The following is an 18,567-nucleotide window of genomic DNA, read 5'->3' as shown; positions in this document are numbered from 1 at the left end:
TACGCTTATCCGGTGCGCTCTTGCATGGCGGCGATCCTGCGGTGCTGCTCAAGGAGAATCTTAAGCAGGGCGGTACACATCCGCGACATGCGTTCAAGGAAGTAGACGGCGCCGTCGGCGCGTTCCTTGTCAGAACGAGCACAAAAGAATGTCGTATGAAAATGCATATTGTCGAAATCTTCAAAACGTTGCAGCATAAATGAAGTATTGTCGTTGTCGCAGCCGGTTATAAAGGATGTGGCTGCGTTCAGGTTTTTAGCAGCCTCCCTGGCTGCTAGTTGCTTCTTCTTCCATCGCGCCATTTCCTTGCTTAAATAATCCAGCACTTTCCCTCGCCTTGCCGAGATGTCAGTATGTGACAAGGTAGCAAGCTTTGCGGCCAAGCCGGGGGCCTCTGGTAGGGGGGGGGAAGGATCAAACTCAATACCAGGTCCTTTGAGGATGCTGGCTGGACAGAGGTTGACGACTTCAAGCGAGGCCATGCGGATACGATCGGCGAACCATTGAGCAGCGTCGAAAAAATTGAGGGTTGTGTAGAACGTTCTGTTGTCAGCTGTTGTTACTGGATAGAGTTGCGGCCAGCGTCCTGGCAGATCTGTCTCAACCACTTCTGAGCACCGTGCCTCATGGGCGCTTCCCTTGGCGTAGTTCATGGTCATTGGGTCAGGTGAGGCCAGTTGGACACCGGCGAGGACGGCCTTTGTGCAGCCTAAGTATTCGGCCAGGGAGAATGCGGTGGTGATCACCGAGCCGTGGAGCAGGAGTGATTTACGCTTTGGAAAGGGCTGGCCCGGAAAGTTACCGAAGAAATAAATGTTGGGGAAGATCGAGTCGCCAGTCCCGCAGAGGCAGTGGGCCACGAGGGAGGCTCTTTTGAGCGGGGAAAGCCCGGTAAAGCCGACCTCAGAATCCACTGAAGTGTCGTTAATGACCACAAAGTGGGGTTCGATACCCTCTGCAAGAAGAGGCTTGAGGGCATTGTTTACCGCGATAACGACTGTCCGGTCCAGGTTCTCACGAATGAATTTCAAACAGTCCAGGAGGGCCGGTCCGGCAGCTACGAGTATGGCCGTGTGCCCGGTGAAGGCGCCAAGAAGGTCTTCGAGTGTCCCAGATCGGAGGCAAGGCTCTAAATTTTCATACTGGTGCTTGAGCCTGTCGTAGATGTAGTCGCGGGTCATCGGGCGCAAAGGAAGGCCGCGCACGTTCTCCTGGCTGTCCAATTGGTAGATGAAGTTGCGGTAGTAAAAAAGTTCGATCAACTCCTCCACGCGCTGGATGTACTTCGGCAGGACGTCAGCCAGGCCGTCCAGGACGAAAAACAGCGGATAGCCCAGGCGGCACACATCCTCCGGCAGCATTGAAAGCAAAGGGACATCAAGGGAGTCGGGATCGCCTCCAATAATAAAGACTGCCTTTTGGGCTAATTCACTGGGCTTGGCATCTGATAGAAAAGCCTCAGTTTGATCCAAATCTGGCTCGAAAATCAGGCAAACACCATCCGTCCGAGCGAGGGCAGCCTGCAGCTCTGGTGAAGAGCGGGCACCAATGAACACCAGGAAACGGCTGTGTGCCATCGCCTCGGTCAGGGTGGTTCCTGGTGGTAGGGTGGCGAAAACCTCGGAATCTTGGGCACCTGGAACGAAAGGGTTGGCCAGCTTGGGATCGCAATAATCCCAAAGGGCACTGTGGTGGTGGAAGACATGGAGGCCATTTACGATAGGTACCGATCCCGCAGTCCTTGACCCAATCGCCAGAATACCCAGTTCCTGGAAGATGGCGAGAGATGACATGAAGAATCAGTAACGCAGAGTGTCGCGCCAGGGCAACTAGTAAATCCTTTCCCTGCATTCCAATGGAGAGGAACAGGTGGCTAGGTGTTCTGCATGTGGAATTGAGGGTCAGACTGGAAGCACTTCCGTCGTATGGACTTGAATCCACTGCAGGCATACGATAGTTGGCATCGCCAAGTTGGACGAACAACCGAGGCAGTCGAACTGTAAAAGAATTGGAGATTCGCAACATGGACTTTCCCAAAGTTTCGATCATCGTGCCTACGTACAATCAGGTACAGTACCTTGGGGCCTGCCTGGACTCCATCTGGTTTCAGGAATATCCACGAATAGAAATCATAGTTATGGACGACTGTTCAACTGATGGGACAGGCGAGTTTCTCGAAGAGTATGCTCGCCGCGTTCGATCGGAAAGAACTTCCTACGCCTCACGTTATGACGAAGCGACTGACACGTTGCTGAGGACCGAACATTTGCGTTGGCCCCAAGAAGGGCGAGACCTGATTGTGGAGCGCAACGAGCGCAATCGGGGTTCCACATGGACCTACAACAAGGGTTTCGCTGCGGCCACAGGCGAGTACACAACCTATGTTGCCTCTGACGATATCTGCCATCCGCGCATGGTTGCCGAACTGGCTGCTCCTCTCATGGAAGACAAGGCCGATTTCGTCTATTCGGACATGTTCATCATCGATGATCAGGGGCGGATACTCCGTCGCTTTTCCCTGCCCGATTACGATTTCACAACCTGCTTTGCAGACTGGTACCTTTGCGGAGTTTCAAAACTATACCGGCGTTCCCTGCTGGACCGCTTCGGTCCTATGAATGTGGACTATCTAGCCAACGACCACGAGCAGTTCCTCCGGTTCGCTTTGGGTGGGGTACGCTTCCTGCATGTGCCTCGCGTACTTTACTCAGTTCGCAGCCACGAGCAGCGCAATGTGGGTGTGCATAGCCCGAGCAACTGGAGTAAACTGTTAGAGGAATCAAAATCTTTGGTGCGAGTAGCGCGTAAGGCCTTAGCTGAGGGAAGAGTCCCTGGCTGAGAGTAATGGTTTTAAGCGTCAGTATCTTGTCCGGATCGTCGAAGATATGGCGTGATACGGTCTCGCTACGTGTACTTGGTTTTGCTTATGAGCAAATTGCTTGCGAAGAAATGTGGCTTGAAATGACATTGGAGGTTGCGTGCGTTCGATCATAACCGGTGGTGCTGGTTTTATCGGGAGTCACTTGGCCGACCGCCTGATCGGCGAAGGGCATGAAGTGGTGGTAGTTGACGACCTTTCAACCGGGCGTGAAAGCAACCTGGCTGCGGCGATGAAGCGGGGAGCGCGCTTAGCCCGCGTTTCGGTCACCGACGAGGCTGGCCTTGCCGAGGCCTTCGAAGGCGCAGATTGGGTGTTTCACCTCGCGGGTTTGGCGGACATTGTGCCTTCCATCAAGGATCCCCTTCGCTACCACAGATCAAACGCAGATGGGACAGCCTGCGTGCTTGAGGCTGCCAGAACCGCCGGTGCCAAACGATTCGTCTATGCGGCCTCGTCCTCGTGCTATGGCATTCCGGACGTCTACCCCACTGGTGAAGATGCCCCCGTCAGGCCGATGTATCCCTACGCTCTGACAAAGCGAGTGGGTGAGGAATACGTTATGCATTGGGGACAGACATACGGGATGAATGTGCTCTCGCTGAGGCTCTTTAATGTCTATGGCCCGAGGTCTCGGACCACCGGGGCCTACGGAGCGGTTTTCGGGGTTTTTCTGGCACAGAAACTGGCCGGAAAGCCTTTCACAGTTGTGGGGGACGGCTCTCAGCGCCGGGATTTCATCTTTGTATCAGACGTGGTCGACGCCTTTGTTCGCGCTGCAGGGTCGGACCTGAGCGGGCGGGCCTACAACGTAGGCAGCGGCAATCCGCAAACCGTCAATCGGCTTGTGAAACTCCTGGGGGGGGGAAAGGTTCACATCCCAAAACGGCCCGGCGAGCCGGAGGTGACCTGGGCCGACATTACGGCCATAGTCCGGGACCTCGGCTGGAAACCCACGGTATCCTTTGAAAAAGGCGTGGGCGTCATGATCGAACGCATCAATGACTGGGCGGACGCTCCGGTCTGGGATTCCGAGAGCATCCACACTGCAACTGCAGACTGGTTTCGGTACCTAGGCGACAAATGAAAGGCAGGACGATGATGCAGCGGGCGAGCAGCAAGATTTTCGATCTGGCCGATCTGGCCGGGGAGTTGGCTCGCACACGAAAGGGCCGGGTGGTGGTACACTGTCACGGCGTTTTCGACCTGTTGCATATCGGTCATATCCGTTACCTTGAAGAGGCCAAGTCACTTGGGGACATCCTGGTGGTGACCCTGACTGACGATTCCCACGTGAACAAAGGGCCTCATCGTCCGGCCTTCACCCAGACTCTTCGCGCCGAGGCGCTGGCCGCCCTGGGTTGCGTCGATTATGTGGCGATCAACCGTTGGCCCACGGCGGTAGAGACCATCGCGCTCCTTAAACCGGACATCTACGTCAAGGGGGGAGAGTATAAAGACGCAGCCAACGATCCCTCGGGGAAGATCGTCGACGAGACTCAGGCCGTAGAAAACACTGGCGGGCGGGTCCATTTCACCAACGATATCGTCTTCAGTTCCTCATCGCTCATCAATACCTATTATTCGCCATTCCCACGCCACGTGGCCGAATACCTGAGAGGGTTCGCCGACAGGTTCTCCCAGGACGAGGTGGTACAATACCTTGATAAGGCGTCGTCGCTTCGCGTGCTTGCGCTGGGTGAGGCCATCATAGACGAACACCACTACTGCGAAACCCTGGGGAAATCGGGGAAGGAGCCCATTCTGGCGGCGCGTTTCATCGAGGCAGAACGCGCTGCCGGTGGCATTCTCGCCATCGCAAACCATCTGGCCGCTTTCACCAATAACGTGGAGATGGTGACCTTCCTTGGTGAACGCGAGAGCCACGAGGAGATGATTCTTGAGAATCTCCGCGATGGGGTGCGGCCGCACTTTCTCTATCTCCCAGACGCGCCCACGATAGTGAAGCGCCGCTTCGTGGAAACATATCCTCTGCAGAAGCTCTTCGAAGTCTACATCATGAACGGATGCGAAGAGAGTGCGGAGAATTCAAAGAAGCTTCTTTCAGTTCTTTCGGAAATGATCTCCGAGATTGATCTGGTCGTGGCCGCCGACTACGGCCACGGAATGTTCGATGAGGCAAGCATCTCCTGGCTCATCGACAAGTCTCCTTTTCTGGCCCTCAATACCCAGGTTAACGCCGGAAACATGGGATTCAACACGGTGTACAAGTATCCGCGCGCGGATTTCATATGCATCTCGGAAAAGGAGATTCGCATGGCTGCGCACAGCCGGGTCCGGCCCTTGTACGACATTGTTTCGAGCGTTGCCGAGAGGATGCACTGTCCGCGTATGCTCATCACGCGCGGTAAACAGGGCTGCCTCGCATGGAGCGCGGATGAGGGATTTTTCGATGTGCCGGCCTTCACCGGACACATCGTGGACAGGGTGGGCGCTGGAGACGCGGTGCTCTCGGTCGTCTCGCTGCTCGCCCGTCTTGGCGCGCCAATGGAGATGGTGGGCGTAATGGCCAACATTGCTGGTGCCCAGGCCGTGGGAACCATGTCCAACAGAACCTCCATGGACAAGACGGCCATGGTCAAACATTTGATTTCGCTTTTAAAGTAGGGACCAGAACGGTATGGACTCCTTCGCCATCGACGGGCACAAGCTGATGCTCCATCCGGACAGGGTGGCCGCCTGGGTGGCGGCCGGGGACGACTGGGAAGCCCTCAAGAAAATCTATCCCCTGTACGTTGAGATATCCCCCATCGGGGCATGCAATCACCGGTGCACTTTCTGCGCCTTGGACTACATGGGGTATGCGCCAAAGCAGTTGGACGCGGGGCTCATGGTTGAACGGCTGGCCGAGATGGGCGAGAAGGGTGTGCGCAGTGTGATGTTCGCTGGTGAGGGGGAGCCCCTACTGAACACGAGAATCAACGAGATGGTCGAGGCAGCCAGCAGTGCCGGGATCGACACCTCCTTCACCACCAACGGGGTGCTGCTTGGCGACCGTTTCGTGGAGCGCAGCCTGTCCAAGGTCAGTTGGATCAAGGTCAGCTGTAATGCGGGGAGCCCCGAAACGTATAAGGCCATCCACAGGTGCCCGGAGGGCGATTTTGACAAGGTTCGTGCCAATCTCCGCCGGGCAGTGGAAGCCCGTCAGGCGAATGGATGGGGTGTGAGCATCGGGGTGCAGATCCTGTTACTGCCGGAGAACGTCCACGAAGTGGAGGACTTGGCCAGAATCTGCCGCGACGAAATAGGGGTCGACTACCTGGTGGTAAAGCCATTCTCGCAGCACAAGAGAAGCCACAACCGTCAGTATGAAAACATCGACTACGGACCGCACCTGTCTCTCAAGGAACGCTTGGATGCCATGTCCACAGAGCGTTTCTCCGTGGTCTTTAGAGCAACGACCATGCAGAATTACAGCCGGGCCAAGGCATACTCCTCATGTTTTTCCACCCCCTTTTTCTGGGCGTATGTTTCTTCAACCGGAGATCTTGTCAGCTGCAGCGCCTTCCTTGGCGACGAGCGGTTCAAACTCGGAAACATCCAGGAGCATAGCTTCGCCGAGGTCTGGGAGGGAGCGAGGAGACGGATTTCCCTGGAAATGATGCATAACCTGGACATCACCGAGTGCCGGAGCAATTGCCGGATGGATAAGATCAATGCGTATCTCTGGCGTCTGCGAAACCCTGCCCCGCACGATAATTTCATCTGAGGAATCATCGCGATGGCGAAAACTATTATTTCCGAAGATGGATGCTCTGAGACAAAACTGAGCCTCATGCGGATGATGCTTTTCATTCGCCGTTTCGAGGAACGGGTCATAAGTCTTTATCCGCAGCAGGAGATGAAAACACCCATTCATTTATGCATCGGCCAGGAAGCAGTGGCGGCTGGTGTTTGTGCTCATTTAACCCCGCATGATTACCTGTCCAGCACTCATCGTAGCCACGGGCATTGTTTGGCTAAAGGAATGGATCCGCAGCTTCTTCTTGCGGAATTCTACGGTAAGGTCACTGGGTGCTGTCGCGGTAAGGGGGGCTCCATGCACGCTGCATGTCCCGAACGAGGCATTCTGGGTACTTCCGCTATTGTTGGAGGGGGAATCCCAATAGGCGTTGGACATGCGTTAGCCGCCAAGCTTCGAATGGAAAAACGGCTTTCTGTCGTTTTTTTTGGTGATGGCGCAAGCGAGGAGGGTTCTTTTCAAGAGAGCCTTAATTTCGCTGTCCTTAAGGAATTGCCGGTGGTCTTTGTGTGCGAGAACAATTTTTACGCCACCAATTCCCCCCTGAAAGCTAGGCAACCTCACCAGGACATTCACCGCCGTGCAGCAAGCTTCGGCTCACCAGCGGAAGTGGTAGACGGAAATAACGTATGGGATGTGTACAGAGCAGCAGAGAGGGCAGTGAGGCACGCGCGGGCGGGAAGGGGACCTTATTTTCTGGAATGCCGCACCTATCGCTGGCAGGGACATGTGGGGCCAAACTGTGATTGGCAAAAGGGTTGTAGGCCAAAAGGAGAGCTTCTCGAATGGATGGATCGATGTCCTGTAGAGGCTTTTCGCAGCACACTCATGCGCGAGGGTATTCTCGACGAGCCTACTATGGACAGCATTAATCGCGAGGTTTCTGCAATTCTGGACAGCGCGGTGCTTTTCGCCCAGGAAAGCACATTCCCAGATGCCGAGGAAGTGATGCGTAACGTCTATTATATGTCAGGGGCTTAATATGCCTTGGACAAAAGTCCTTGTTGACCAGGAAGATCTGGAACGTTTCCATCAAGAGGGGAAACGTACCATCAAGTATGTTGAAGCTCTGCGAGAGGCTCAGGCGCAACTCTTAGAAAGTGACTCGCGAGTATTCCTTTTGGGGGAGGGGATTGACGATCCAGGTGGAGTTTTTGGATCTACTAAAGGATTGGCTCAGGAATTTGGCTCCTCAAGAGTGATGGACATCCCGATAGCTGAGAATGGAATGACTGGAGTTGCTGTGGGAGCTGCTACAGCGGGCATGAGACCAATTTTCATTCACATGCGCATGGATTTTTTGCCTATGTGCATGGACCAGCTTATCAATCATGCGGCCAAATGGCATTACATGACCGGAGGGAGTGTCCGGGTACCGCTTGTAGTGCGTTCTATTATCGGCCGAGGATGGGGGTCGGCTGGCCAGCATTCCCAGGGCTTGCACGGGTTGTTTCTCCATGTTCCAGGGCTTCGGATTGCCTTGCCCGCAACGCCCTATGACGCCAAAGGAATGCTCATCGCCGCAGTGGAAGACGAGAATCCCGTTTTGGTTTGCGAGCATCGCTGGCTTTACAACACAATAGGTTTCGTACCGGAAGGGCTTTATTCTGTTCCCTTGGGGCAGGCGTTGATTCGAAATCCGGGCACGGACGTCACGGTTGTGGCGCTGTCCTACATGGTGCTGGAGGCCCTGAAAGCTGCCCGTGATCTTGAGCAGGAAGGCGTCAGTGTGGAGGTTGTTGATCCCAGGACGATTGCTCCCTTGGATGCTGATACCATCCTTGAATCGTTGAGTAAGACCGGCAGGCTCGTGGTGGCTGATGTGGCATCTCGGACCGGAGGAGCATGTGCCGAGATCGGGTGCTTAGTTGCCGAGCGTATTCCACTCGCCCTCAAGGCTCCGCTTAAGCGGGTAGCGTTTCCTGACGCGCCGACACCGGCCAGTCCTGTTCTGGAACAGGCCTACTATCCTGGAGCGGAAGCCATTAAACAAGCAGTGCGCGAGACGCTGGCCTAGACGTAAACATGGGCGAGCTCATACTAGACGGTCACAAATTGGCCTGGCACGCGGACCGAGTTCAAGCTTGGCTCAGGGGGGAACGCATCGCCCCCATCACAATAGATTGGGCTCTCACCAGGCGCTGCACGTATAAATGTATCTATTGCTACGGGAAACTTCAGCAGAATGACGAAAAACACATAACTCGCGAAGTAGTTCTCAGTTTTCTTGATGATGCCGCTGAGATCGGAGTCAAGGCTGTGAGCCTGGTCAGTGACGGCGAGTCAACCTGCAGTCCCTATCTTAGCGAGGCGATAACCCATGGCAAGGCCGTTGGGTTGGACATGGCTCTCGGGACGAATGGTTACTTGCTCAATCACGAGCTGTTGCCCGAAATTCTTCCTGCGCTCACCTACCTGCGCTTTAATATTTCAGCCGGTGAGCCGACGCAGTATGCAAGCATTCACGGTGTTTCGGAGAAATGCTTTCACAGGGTTGTGGGAACGATTCGTGAAGCCGTTGCCTTGAAGAAAGCAGAAAGGCTGCCGGTGACACTTGGACTCCAGATGGTTCTCATGCCCCAGTTTGCGGACCAGATATTGCCATTGGCGAGGCTGGGTGAGGAACTCGGCGTTGATTATCTGGTAATAAAACACTGCTCAGACGACGAGAAAGGGCAACTAGGGGTGGACTATTCATCCTACGAACAACTTTCTGATCTTCTGCTCCAGGCGGAATCCATGTCGGGTCCGGCTTACCATGTGCGAGCCAAATGGTCTAAGCTGATGAGTCAGGGTAAGCGGACCTACAGACAATGCTATGGCCCACCGTTTATTTTGCAACTTTCCGGATCCGGTCTGGTAGCTCCTTGCGGCATGTTGTTTAACAGTCGGTATAAAAAATATCATATCGGCAATATTGCGGATAAATCTTTCAAGGAAATCTGGCAGAGCGATCGCTACTGGGAAGTTATGAACATGATAGCCTCAGAGAAATTCGACGCCCGTACCATGTGCGGGACATTATGTCTGCAGCACAAGGTTAACGAAGCATTGGAGAGCATAGTGCGTTATGAAGGTGCTGTAATGCCATCTAAAGATGAACCACCAATGCACGTTAATTTTATTTGAAAGAGCAGAAGAAGATATTGTGAAGCAATAATATGATTACAATGTACACATTCATGGCAGGTGTATGCGGATTTGCGTTGCACTTTAGTCTGTCCGTTTGCCCTGATGGTATCTCTATCCCGATCCTCTGCAGCACGATCAGCGGAGATGTCAAATGAAGTGCATTGTTGGTTTTGACTTCGACAACACGTTGGTGGATTATGGATCGCTGTTTCTGGAATCAGCAGTTGAAGAAAGACTGTTGACCACTGGGACTGGTGCCTCAAAATCAGCGATACGGGCCGCGATTCAGGGCAAGGTTGGCGGTGAGATATCCTGGCGTTCTCTTCAGGCTAGGGTTTATGGCAGGGATATCGCCAGGGCGTCCATCCACCAAGGGGTACGGGAGTTGCTTTTCCGTCTGGGAAGCCTGGGATTGCCTGTCTATGTGGTCAGCCACAAAACCCCAACCGCATCTTACCGGGGGCAGAGCTTCAACCTGCGTCAAGCCGCGTTGGACTTCATGACCGAAAATGGCCTCCTGGGAAATGGATCGCCGCTTTCTCCTGAGAGAGTTTTCTTTGAATCCACTCGCGAGGAAAAGGCTGTTAGGATCGCAAGTCTTGGCTGCACTGTTTTCGTGGACGATCTGCCTGAGGTGTTCCTGAATCCTTCCTTTCCGCTCGGGGTCAAGCAGGTGCTCTTCATGCCCGAGGGTGAAGCTCCTGAAGCGTTCAAAGGCATTCTTTGTCGGGACTGGGCCCGGATTGCGGATACTATTCTCAGGGGGGCGGTCGATGGTTGATGGCGCGGTCCTGAACTGGGCCACCCGCACGATCGGCTCGCCATATTCCTTGGAGCTACTGGAAGGTGTTGGCAACAGTAGAGTGCTCAAGGCTACGTGTCTTGACGGTCGCACCTTTACTCTCAAAGTTTACAGGAACTTACCTGGAGACAGCCGGGACAGGCTGACGGTTGAGTATGGGGCATTCGAGCGGTTGTGGGTGGCTGGAGTGGAGTTGGTTCCCCGACCTGTAGCAGCCAACCGCGAGTTGGGTTGTGCTCTCTACTGCTTCGTTGAAGGATGTAAAGTCGAAAACTGCATTGAACCATCCGACGTAGAGCAATTTTGCTCCTTCTTGCGATTACTCAAAAATCTCGGAGTTGGCCCTCTTGGGCACGAAGCGGGACCGGCGTCCGAGGCGTTTTTCAGTTTGCCGGATATCGCTGCAAACCTGCGTTGTCGACGCTCTCGGTTGTCACATCATCCGGAGAAGAGACTTGCCGACTTGCTTGTCGGATCCTTTGATCCAGCTTTGGAGCGCTATCTAGTCAGGGCCGAAGAACTGCTTGCTCCACACTTCGGGCTGCAATGCCTGCTTCCCTACCACGGGCGTACTTTAAGTCCCTCGGACTTCGGTTTCCATAATGCCATCAAGCGTCCGGATGGTGTCCTGGTCTTCTTAGACTTCGAGTACTTCGGTTGGGACGATCCTGCGAAAGTAGCCGCGGATTTTCTGCTGCATCCACGCATGGATTTAAGTGAATCGCTAAAAGGCGGATTTGTGGATACGCTTGAAAAAATTTTCCCTGAGCGACCGGGCTTCCCTGAGAGGTTGGACGCTCTCCTGCCCCTTTTTGGCCTTGCCTGGTGTATTATTTTTCTAAACGTATTTTTGCCTGGGGGAATAGATCGCCGCAGATTTCTGGGTGATACGACCCCGGAGGCGGACATTCTGGATACGCAACTGCTTAAGGCCCGGGAAATGTATTCGCGCATCGAGCATTTCGTAAGAAGTGGATTGCCTCCTCACATGGTGTAAAAGGCAGGGATTATGTTCGGCAACCTTTCTGCTAAGCTCCGTCGGTCCGTGGTGCGGACTTTGGCCGCCAGCCGCCGGGGGCATCTAGCCCCGGCCCTCTCGCTCATAGAAATCCTCGGAGTACTCTATGATGATGTCCTACGTGTTGATCCTGATAATCCATTATGGCCTGACCGGGACCGTTGTATCTTGAGCAAAGGGCATGGGTGTTTGGCCCTCTACGCAGTGTTGGAGGAGAAAGGGTTTATCACTAAGGACGATTTAGATGGCTTTTGTCGTCACGGATCCATGCTCGGTGGGCATCCTGAGCTCCACAAGGTTCCAGGTGTGGAGGCTACTACCGGGAGCCTTGGCCATGGTTTGCCCTTAGGGCTGGGCTATGCACTGGCTGCTCGGCTAGATGGTCGGCCTTCACGAGTGTTTGTGATCATGGGCGACGGTGAGTGCAACGAGGGATCGGTCTGGGAAGCCGCTCTGAGTGCTTCAAAACACAGGGCAGACAACCTCGTGGTCATTGTGGACTACAATAAGCAGCAATCCTACGGCTCCACTTCGGAGGTCGTGGAGCTCGAGCCGTTCGCGGATAAGTGGCGCGCTTTCGGTTTTTCGGTTGCCGAGGTGCCCGGGCACGACCATGACGCCTTGAGGACCGTTTTCAGCTCTCTTCCGCTAGAGTCGGGGAAACCTACGGCCTTGATCTGCCACACCATCAAGGGCAAGGGGATCGACTTCGTTGAAGCCAACCTCTCTTGGCATCACAAAAGTTCCCTCACCGACCAGGATCTGGAGCGCCTCAGGCTGGCTGTGGAAAACGAGTGAGCCGCAAGGAAGCATCATGCGCAAGACCTGCCTCAATATGGTCTATCGATTGGCACAAACCGATGCACGCATTGTGTTTATAGGATCGGATCTGGGTAGCGGCACCCTGGATGAATTCCGCCGGGAGCTTCCAGAGCGTTTCTTCATGGAGGGGATCAGCGAGCAGTGCGTTGTTGGGATGGCCGCCGGAATGGCCTTGGATGGCAAAATTCCTTACGTCAACACCATAGCCACCTTTTTGACCAGGCGGGCTTTCGAGCAAATAGCGGTCGATGTTTGCATGCAAGGAGCAAGGGTGCGCCTCATCGGGAACGGTGGAGGGCTGGTATACGCCCCCCTAGGCCCCACCCACATCGCATCTGAGGATATCTCACTCATGCGGACTTTGCCCGGGATGGCGGTTGTCTGTCCGGCGGATGCCGAGGAGATGACAGATTTCATGCTCCAGAGCGTGGAGTGGGACGGCCCCATATACATACGCCTTGCCAAAGGCTACGATCCGGTGGTCACCCGGCGCGAGCTAGGCTTTTCCATAGGCAAGGGCATCGTCTACAGAGAGGGGGCGGATGTTCTGTTCGTTACCACGGGCGTGACCTTGGGGCCCGTGCTGGAGAGCGCGGACAGACTCAGCGGCATGGGGATTTCATCCAGCGTGCTGCATCTTCCAACCGTGAAGCCTTTCGACCAGGAGTTGTTTTTGGACTTGGCAGCGCAGACCCGGGCTGTTGTGCCGGTGGAAGAGAACAGTCTGCTGGGCGGGCTGGGCTCTGCCTGCGCCGAAGTGCTTGCGGAAGCGAATTATTCAACACCCAAGCGGTTCAAACGCATCGCCCTCCCCGACGCCTTTCCAGACCGATACGGGTCTCAAGCTGATCTTCTGGCTTATTACGGCCTTGAGCCCGGGAATATTGTTCGTGTGGCCCAGAGATTGCTAGAAATATAGTGAATCATTTTCTCCCCGAATGATTCAGTAACGCGCTTTGAAGCAACCCAGGAGACTAATTTTGGCAGACGACATCTCCCTTCGCCACGAGAACGAACGTAAGCAGCGTGAATTGTTGGAAGACCTTTTCGGCTCCACAGGTTTTTCCACCTTTGAAATGTTTCGCAACTTCCCTGTGTTCACGCCGCGGTACAACCTTGCCCGTTTTCTCGTGCACTATGAACTCTTTAAGAAAGTGCACGAGCTTCCTGGGGCTATTGTGGATCTGGGAGTGTTCAGGGGAGCATCCACCTTCACATTCGCCAAACTCTGCGAAATCTTCTGCCCGACTGATGTCCGGAAGGTGGTCTATGGCTTTGATACTTTTAAGGGATTCCCCGAAGTATCCGAAGCTGATGGAAAGGAGCTTCCGGAAGTGGAGCGCGTCCCGGGTGGGCTTTTCGGTGGCGAAACCGTGCCTAGGGTTCTGAACAAAGCCCAGGAGGCCATGAACGCCGACAAACACTTGCGCCACATCAACCGCATCCAGTTTGTCGAGGGAGACATGTGCCAGACCATCCCCCGATTCGTGGAAGATCAGGGTCCGGGACTGCGTATTGCTCTTTTGAACATCGACTGTGACCTCTATGAACCCACCAAGGTGGCACTCGAGCACTTTGCGCCGCTCATGGTTCCCGGCGGAGTGATCATTCTGGACGAGTACGCTTTGGTGACCTTTGGGGGAGAATCCCAAGCTGTGGATGAGTATTTCCGGGCGACGTTCGGCAAGCGTCCGAGGATCAACAAATTCGCCTGGCACAGCGTGCCTTCGGGTTACATTGTGGTGGACTGGTAGGAATCAGGTCTGGAGGCTTGAGTGAAAGAACTCGTTTTGGACGGAACCAAACTCGCCTGGCATAAGGACCGCGTCGAGGCTATGCTCGCAGGCGAGCGTGTAGCCCCTATAACCATCGATTGCGCCCTCACACGGGCGTGTACATACAAGTGTGTCTATTGCATAGGTAAATTGCAGGAGAATGAAGGCCGGCGGATACACCGCGATGCGGCCATGCGCTTTTTGGACGACGCCGCTGAAATTGGCGTTAAGGGCATCAGCTTCGTCAGTGACGGCGAAAGCACCTGCAGCCCACATCTTTACGAGGCAATCCTTCGCGGCAAGGCCAACGGCATCGACATGGCTCTCGGCACGAACGGCTTCCTCCTGCGCGACGACAAGCTCGAAGACATCCTGACCGCCCTCACATATTTGCGTTTTAACATCTCGGCCGGTGAACCGGATGTTTACGCTCAAACCATGGGCGTCGACGTTGCTGCCTACGAGAAGGTGATCCAAACCATCCGGAGATGCGTTGAGATCAAGCGCGAGAAAAAGCTCGAAGTGACCATCGGTCTGCAAATGGTGCTCATGCCGCACATGGGAAGCCAGGTGCTTCCGCTGGCCAGACTGGGCCGCGAACTCGGCGTTGACTATCTGGTTATCAAGCACTGCAGCGACGACGACCAGGGCAATCTCGGTGTGGAGTACGACAAGTATTTCGGACTAGTGGAGATACTCAAGAGCGCCGAGGCCCTCTCCACGGATACGTATACAGTTCAGGCCAAGTGGTCCAAGATCCTTTCGAACGGAAAACGTTGCTACGGACCATGTTACGGTCCGCCAATAATGATGCAGTTCAGCGGCTCTGGACTGGTGGCCCCGTGCGGCGGACTCTTTATGCCCAGGTTCGAGCGTTTTCATATAGGAAATCTTGTTGACGTGTCCTTTAAGCACCTTTGGGAAAGCGACCATTACTGGGATGTACTCAAAGAACTTCGCTCGGAACGCTTCGATGCGCGTAAGACCTGCGTGTCCCTGTGCCTGCAGCACAAGGTCAACGAAACCCTCTGGGAGATCAAGCATAATGGTGCAAAGCTTCCCGATCCAGTTGGCGAACCTCCCATGCACGTCAATTTTATTTAGTATAAATGCTGTGTTACATAATGATTCAACAATGGAGTTCTCCGCCGTGCAGGCGTGCCGGATGCGCGGCTGGAGCTGACTCTCACCGGCTTTTGGGCCTCTGAGGAGTGATGATGGTGGTCGGAAATGGGAAGTTCGGCTGGCTTCCGGCGGATCTTCGAGCCGGAGTTCATGATCTGCTGGATGCTCCTATGCCGCGTGGCCGCGAGGCTCTCGCCTTCCGTCAACCCCTGGAGAACCTTGACCGTGCGGAAGTGGGCGGAAAAAAGCATGTCATTTTTCTGTCATACTATCCGTATCTCAACAGCATTAAGAAAAGTATCGCCCTGCGCCGGACAGGGGACTACTACACCACCTTTATTGCCTGTTGCGCCCGCGAGGACGTGCAATGCCTGCGTTGGTTTGACCAGGTGTACGAGCTCGAACACTACCGGGAACTTCTGACCTTGCTGCCACAGGCCTCTCCGCTGGCTCTCTCGGTGCATGTGCAGCCTTCTCTGCTTGGAGCGCTGGCAGTGGAAGCCCTCGGCGGAGGGCGCTTGGTCGTCGATCTGTACGATTCCTGGCACTATATGTCTCGCGATCAGGATACGTTCAATTGCCGCCTGGAACGAGAGGTGCTCTCCCGAGCAGACGCCGTGGTCCACAAGATGCCTGACAAAGGATACGAGGCCATCCGCCAGGCCTGGAAGCTCGATACTCCTGGTGTTCAAGTCCACGCCTTGCCGTGTCGGGAGTTTTTCTCTTGCGGAGAATCTTCGGACATGCCGCCGTACCGGTTGGTCTACGCTGGCGGGGTCATGCCTTTCCACCTGGCTTTGAAAAACGGCCACGCAAACCAAGTATTTGATCCGATCATCGAAGGAACCGGCGGCGAGCTCGAACTTACGATCTACGCAAACCAGAACGCCCGCAACATGTTCTGGAACGAGCAGGGCCGCTATATTTCCATGCAAGACAGATTACCGCATTTCAGCTTTCAACCTGGAATGCCCTTTTATGCATTGCCGGAGGGAATCAAGCATTTCCATTACGGACTGCTGTACGACAACGTGGAGTTGTCCACGTACCGTATCGAAGCCTTTCACACCAATATGTCCACAAAGATATTCAGTTACTTTGAAGCAGGCCTGCCAATTCTAGCCTACGAGGAGTTTCATTACATCGCGGATTTGGTGCGTGAATATGGCATTGGAGTCATCTACTCGCTGAGAAGATTGGAGAGTCTCCCTAAGCTGCTTGCTGAGGCCGACTACGCGGCCTTGCGTGAGGGCGTTGCCCGCTTCCGCGAACGCTTCGAGGTGGCAACGGCTATCCCGGCTCTGAAGGCTCTCTACGAGGGAATTGAAGACATAGAACGGTTCAGGGGGCTGTAATCTCCAGGTGGGGCCGTTCACTGAACACGAGCGGAAGCTGAAGCCCGTATACCATATCTGACGGAGTGACGGTGAGCGTTTTCAGAACATTGGCCCAGGCCGATCCATTTTTGTGGGAAACTCTTCAACGTAAAGGCGCTGAAGCTGCCTCCCCGCGTGAACGCCAGTCCATGGCTGACAGGCTTAGGCTGCGTGCCGCCTCCATTGCCGTTGCCAAGCTGAGGTCTGGGCAAAGAAAGGTACTTGGAGTGGTTGGCGACCGAGACCTCGGGGCCCAACTCCTCTCATCAGGCATTCTCGACGGTTTCGAAAAGGTCGTTTTGCTTGAGGCCGAGCCGGCAAGTCCTTTATTCGCTCCAGGCATCGGACTCGTGGAGTCCTTGCCGCTTTCGGCGTCCAAGCAGGCCGGGGCATTGCTCGTGCTCGACGAGGAGCAGGGACAGGGTTTGCCCGAAGCATGTGCCGGGCCCGTACAAGTGGTGCCTAATCTTACAGCAAACAACATCCCTTTTGCAGTTCCTTCGTTCTGGAGGCAGGCATACGACGAGGCTCTGGGCGGGCTATTCTCTGCCATGTCGGACTCCATCGCCCGACTTGACCCCAAGCGGACGATTCTCTTTGCTGGGATCTACACCTACTTTAACCAGGGCAAACTTAGCATGGCCCTTCGGCGCAGAGGCTTCCAGACAGCCTTCCTCTGCCTCAATCCTTCCAATCAGGCGCACAAGCAAGGCTTCTTCGATGTGATCCTGAATGCTGGTGCCAATCTGGAGCTTTTCTACGGATTGCTCGCCAAGCATCGTTTCCGGGCGGTTCACTTCCAGGGATGGCTGGGATTGCACTGTTTCGCCGCAGCGGCTGCCGCGCTCTCGGTGTCGCCCGTGATCACCGAATTCAACGATCTCCCGAATTACTGTTTCACGGATGAGGAATACGACCGGCTATTTGCTCAGGGGGAGGCGGCAGCGGAACACCATTCCATCAGCGTGGCCCTGTCCGCATCGTCTGGTGTTGCGCTCAACTATCGAGATGGGTCGGTTGGCACCCTTGTCGAGCAATACTCAACCTCACCTCCACTGATTCACTTGCACAGCCATCCGTTGAAGGAATTTTTTGCGGATGTCCCCTTGGGAGCTGCGGGGAGGCGAAGTCTTGTCTTTTGTGGAACCCTCAACCCTTCGAACTACCCAGCCCCTCCCTTTGGCGATGTCCAGCTTCTCGGTCTCATTCGTGAGTTGGCCGCCCAGGGGGTAGCCTTCAATGTTTTTCTCAATCCCTACCAGCGAAAGGGAGAGCGAGGCGCATTCTGGGACTATGAGTATCTGGCACGGACAGAGCCTCTCTTCACCGTACATGAAGGCGTGGGGCCAGATCAGCTGCCCGCAACAATTGGCGGTTTCGGCTGGGGCAGCATGGTCTATCGTTTCCCTGAAGTGTTCACCATGCAACGGCCTCATCTCTCACACATATTGCCGACAAAATTTTTCAGTTTTTTGGAGGCGGGGCTGCCGGTGATTGTCAGCAGGGAACTTGAGGCAGTGTCAGAGCTGGTGCGCGAGCATGGTCTCGGGCTGGTGGTCGGGCAAGATGAGATCAGTAGGTTAGGGGGCCTGATCGATGAGGTGGATTACGAAGCATTGCGGCAGAACGTACGCGTCTACAGGGCGGAGCACGACCTGGACGGCCGATTGAATGGACTACTTAAGTTGTACTCCAAGGTTGAGTGGAACTGATTTCTTATTAGGACGGTGTGGCATAGGTCGAGGCTAGATGAATTGCAACGCATCGTGCACATGCTGGGTGTAGCGTGATGCTTTGAGGATGAGTGGTTATTCACCCTGAGGCATAATTACTTATAGAGTGCTTTCGACTCGTTGGCTGTGCCTTCTTGTTGATT

The 18,567-nt window shown here is 54.8% G+C and carries 16 protein-coding genes; 15 read left to right on the top strand and 1 reads right to left on the bottom strand.

Going from position 1 to position 18,567, the window contains the following annotated elements; genetic code table 11:
* Positions 1–5: 5 nt before the first annotated feature.
* Complete coding sequence (locus tag HY795_03625; protein ID MBI4804305.1) at positions 6–1,793, bottom strand: DUF115 domain-containing protein; 1,788 nt, start codon at positions 1,791–1,793, stop codon at positions 6–8.
* A gap of 230 nt (positions 1,794–2,023) precedes the next feature.
* Here HY795_03625 and HY795_03620 point away from each other — a divergent pair, with 230 nt between their 5' ends.
* The 15 genes from HY795_03620 (at position 2,024) to HY795_03550 (ending at position 18,403) form a co-directional block, all read left to right on the top strand.
* Positions 2,024–2,839 (top strand): glycosyltransferase, encoded by an 816-nt coding sequence (locus tag HY795_03620; protein ID MBI4804304.1) that lies wholly within the window; start codon positions 2,024–2,026, stop codon positions 2,837–2,839.
* Between the two features lie 139 nt (positions 2,840–2,978).
* Complete coding sequence (locus HY795_03615) at positions 2,979–3,965, top strand: SDR family oxidoreductase (protein ID MBI4804303.1); 987 nt, start codon at positions 2,979–2,981, stop codon at positions 3,963–3,965.
* Entirely contained in the window at positions 3,962–5,506 is a 1,545-nt protein-coding gene (locus HY795_03610) for an adenylyltransferase/cytidyltransferase family protein (GenBank protein MBI4804302.1), read from the top strand. The genes HY795_03615 and HY795_03610 overlap by 4 nt, the downstream gene beginning before the upstream one ends.
* 13 nt (positions 5,507–5,519) lie before the next feature.
* Positions 5,520–6,608, top strand: coding sequence for a radical SAM protein (locus HY795_03605; GenBank protein ID MBI4804301.1), 1,089 nt, complete (start codon positions 5,520–5,522; stop codon positions 6,606–6,608).
* Positions 6,609–6,674: 66 nt separating this feature from the next.
* Positions 6,675–7,622, top strand: coding sequence for a thiamine pyrophosphate-dependent dehydrogenase E1 component subunit alpha (locus tag HY795_03600; GenBank protein ID MBI4804300.1), 948 nt, complete (start codon positions 6,675–6,677; stop codon positions 7,620–7,622).
* 1 nt (position 7,623) lies between these two features.
* The gene (locus HY795_03595) at positions 7,624–8,658 is read left to right on the top strand and encodes an alpha-ketoacid dehydrogenase subunit beta (GenBank protein MBI4804299.1); all 1,035 of its coding nucleotides are present in this window, start codon (positions 7,624–7,626) and stop codon (positions 8,656–8,658) included.
* A gap of 8 nt (positions 8,659–8,666) precedes the next feature.
* Complete coding sequence (locus HY795_03590; GenBank protein ID MBI4804298.1) at positions 8,667–9,770, top strand: radical SAM protein; 1,104 nt, start codon at positions 8,667–8,669, stop codon at positions 9,768–9,770.
* A 154-nt stretch (positions 9,771–9,924) separates the two neighbouring features.
* Positions 9,925–10,554, top strand: coding sequence for a hypothetical protein (locus HY795_03585; protein MBI4804297.1), 630 nt, complete (start codon positions 9,925–9,927; stop codon positions 10,552–10,554).
* Positions 10,547–11,572, top strand: coding sequence for a hypothetical protein (locus tag HY795_03580; protein ID MBI4804296.1), 1,026 nt, complete (start codon positions 10,547–10,549; stop codon positions 11,570–11,572). The genes HY795_03585 and HY795_03580 overlap by 8 nt, the downstream gene beginning before the upstream one ends.
* A 12-nt stretch (positions 11,573–11,584) precedes the next feature.
* The gene (locus HY795_03575) at positions 11,585–12,391 is read left to right on the top strand and encodes a transketolase (GenBank protein ID MBI4804295.1); all 807 of its coding nucleotides are present in this window, start codon (positions 11,585–11,587) and stop codon (positions 12,389–12,391) included.
* Positions 12,392–12,407: 16 nt separating this feature from the next.
* Positions 12,408–13,334, top strand: coding sequence for a transketolase (locus HY795_03570; GenBank protein ID MBI4804294.1), 927 nt, complete (start codon positions 12,408–12,410; stop codon positions 13,332–13,334).
* 61 nt (positions 13,335–13,395) lie between these two features.
* Positions 13,396–14,169 carry a class I SAM-dependent methyltransferase gene (locus tag HY795_03565; GenBank protein ID MBI4804293.1) on the top strand — a complete coding sequence of 258 codons (774 nt, stop codon included), beginning with the start codon at positions 13,396–13,398 and terminating at the stop codon, positions 14,167–14,169.
* An 81-nt stretch (positions 14,170–14,250) separates the two neighbouring features.
* Entirely contained in the window at positions 14,251–15,294 is a 1,044-nt protein-coding gene (locus HY795_03560; GenBank protein MBI4804292.1) for a radical SAM protein, read from the top strand.
* 113 nt (positions 15,295–15,407) lie between these two features.
* On the top strand, positions 15,408–16,670 hold the full coding sequence (locus HY795_03555; protein MBI4804291.1) for a hypothetical protein: 1,263 nt from the start codon (positions 15,408–15,410) through the stop codon (positions 16,668–16,670).
* A gap of 71 nt (positions 16,671–16,741) precedes the next feature.
* Positions 16,742–18,403, top strand: a complete 1,662-nt coding sequence (locus tag HY795_03550; GenBank protein MBI4804290.1) for a hypothetical protein — start codon at positions 16,742–16,744, stop codon at positions 18,401–18,403.
* The last annotated feature ends 164 nt before the right edge of the window (positions 18,404–18,567 follow it).

The organism is Desulfovibrio sp. (genome assembly GCA_016208105.1).
Taxonomy (GTDB): Bacteria; Desulfobacterota; Desulfovibrionia; order Desulfovibrionales; family Desulfovibrionaceae; genus Fundidesulfovibrio.
The sequence above is the reverse complement of the archived record's forward strand: the minus strand, read 5'-3'. Positions and strand labels throughout refer to the sequence as shown.

Excerpts from the sequence above, each read along its gene's own strand:
- HY795_03625 (MBI4804305.1), bottom strand. The coding sequence starts at position 1,793 with ATGTCATCTCTCGCCATCTTCCAGGAACTGGGTATTCTGGCGATTGGG.
- HY795_03620 (MBI4804304.1), top strand. The coding sequence starts at position 2,024 with ATGGACTTTCCCAAAGTTTCGATCATCGTGCCTACGTACAATCAGGTA.
- HY795_03610 (MBI4804302.1), top strand. The coding sequence starts at position 3,962 with ATGAAAGGCAGGACGATGATGCAGCGGGCGAGCAGCAAGATTTTCGAT.
- HY795_03605 (MBI4804301.1), top strand. The coding sequence starts at position 5,520 with ATGGACTCCTTCGCCATCGACGGGCACAAGCTGATGCTCCATCCGGAC.
- HY795_03600 (MBI4804300.1), top strand. The coding sequence starts at position 6,675 with ATGCGGATGATGCTTTTCATTCGCCGTTTCGAGGAACGGGTCATAAGT.
- HY795_03595 (MBI4804299.1), top strand. The coding sequence starts at position 7,624 with ATGCCTTGGACAAAAGTCCTTGTTGACCAGGAAGATCTGGAACGTTTC.
- HY795_03590 (MBI4804298.1), top strand. The coding sequence starts at position 8,667 with ATGGGCGAGCTCATACTAGACGGTCACAAATTGGCCTGGCACGCGGAC.
- HY795_03585 (MBI4804297.1), top strand. The coding sequence starts at position 9,925 with ATGAAGTGCATTGTTGGTTTTGACTTCGACAACACGTTGGTGGATTAT.
- HY795_03580 (MBI4804296.1), top strand. The coding sequence starts at position 10,547 with ATGGTTGATGGCGCGGTCCTGAACTGGGCCACCCGCACGATCGGCTCG.
- HY795_03575 (MBI4804295.1), top strand. The coding sequence starts at position 11,585 with ATGTTCGGCAACCTTTCTGCTAAGCTCCGTCGGTCCGTGGTGCGGACT.
- HY795_03570 (MBI4804294.1), top strand. The coding sequence starts at position 12,408 with ATGCGCAAGACCTGCCTCAATATGGTCTATCGATTGGCACAAACCGAT.
- HY795_03560 (MBI4804292.1), top strand. The coding sequence starts at position 14,251 with ATGCTCGCAGGCGAGCGTGTAGCCCCTATAACCATCGATTGCGCCCTC.
- HY795_03555 (MBI4804291.1), top strand. The coding sequence starts at position 15,408 with ATGGTGGTCGGAAATGGGAAGTTCGGCTGGCTTCCGGCGGATCTTCGA.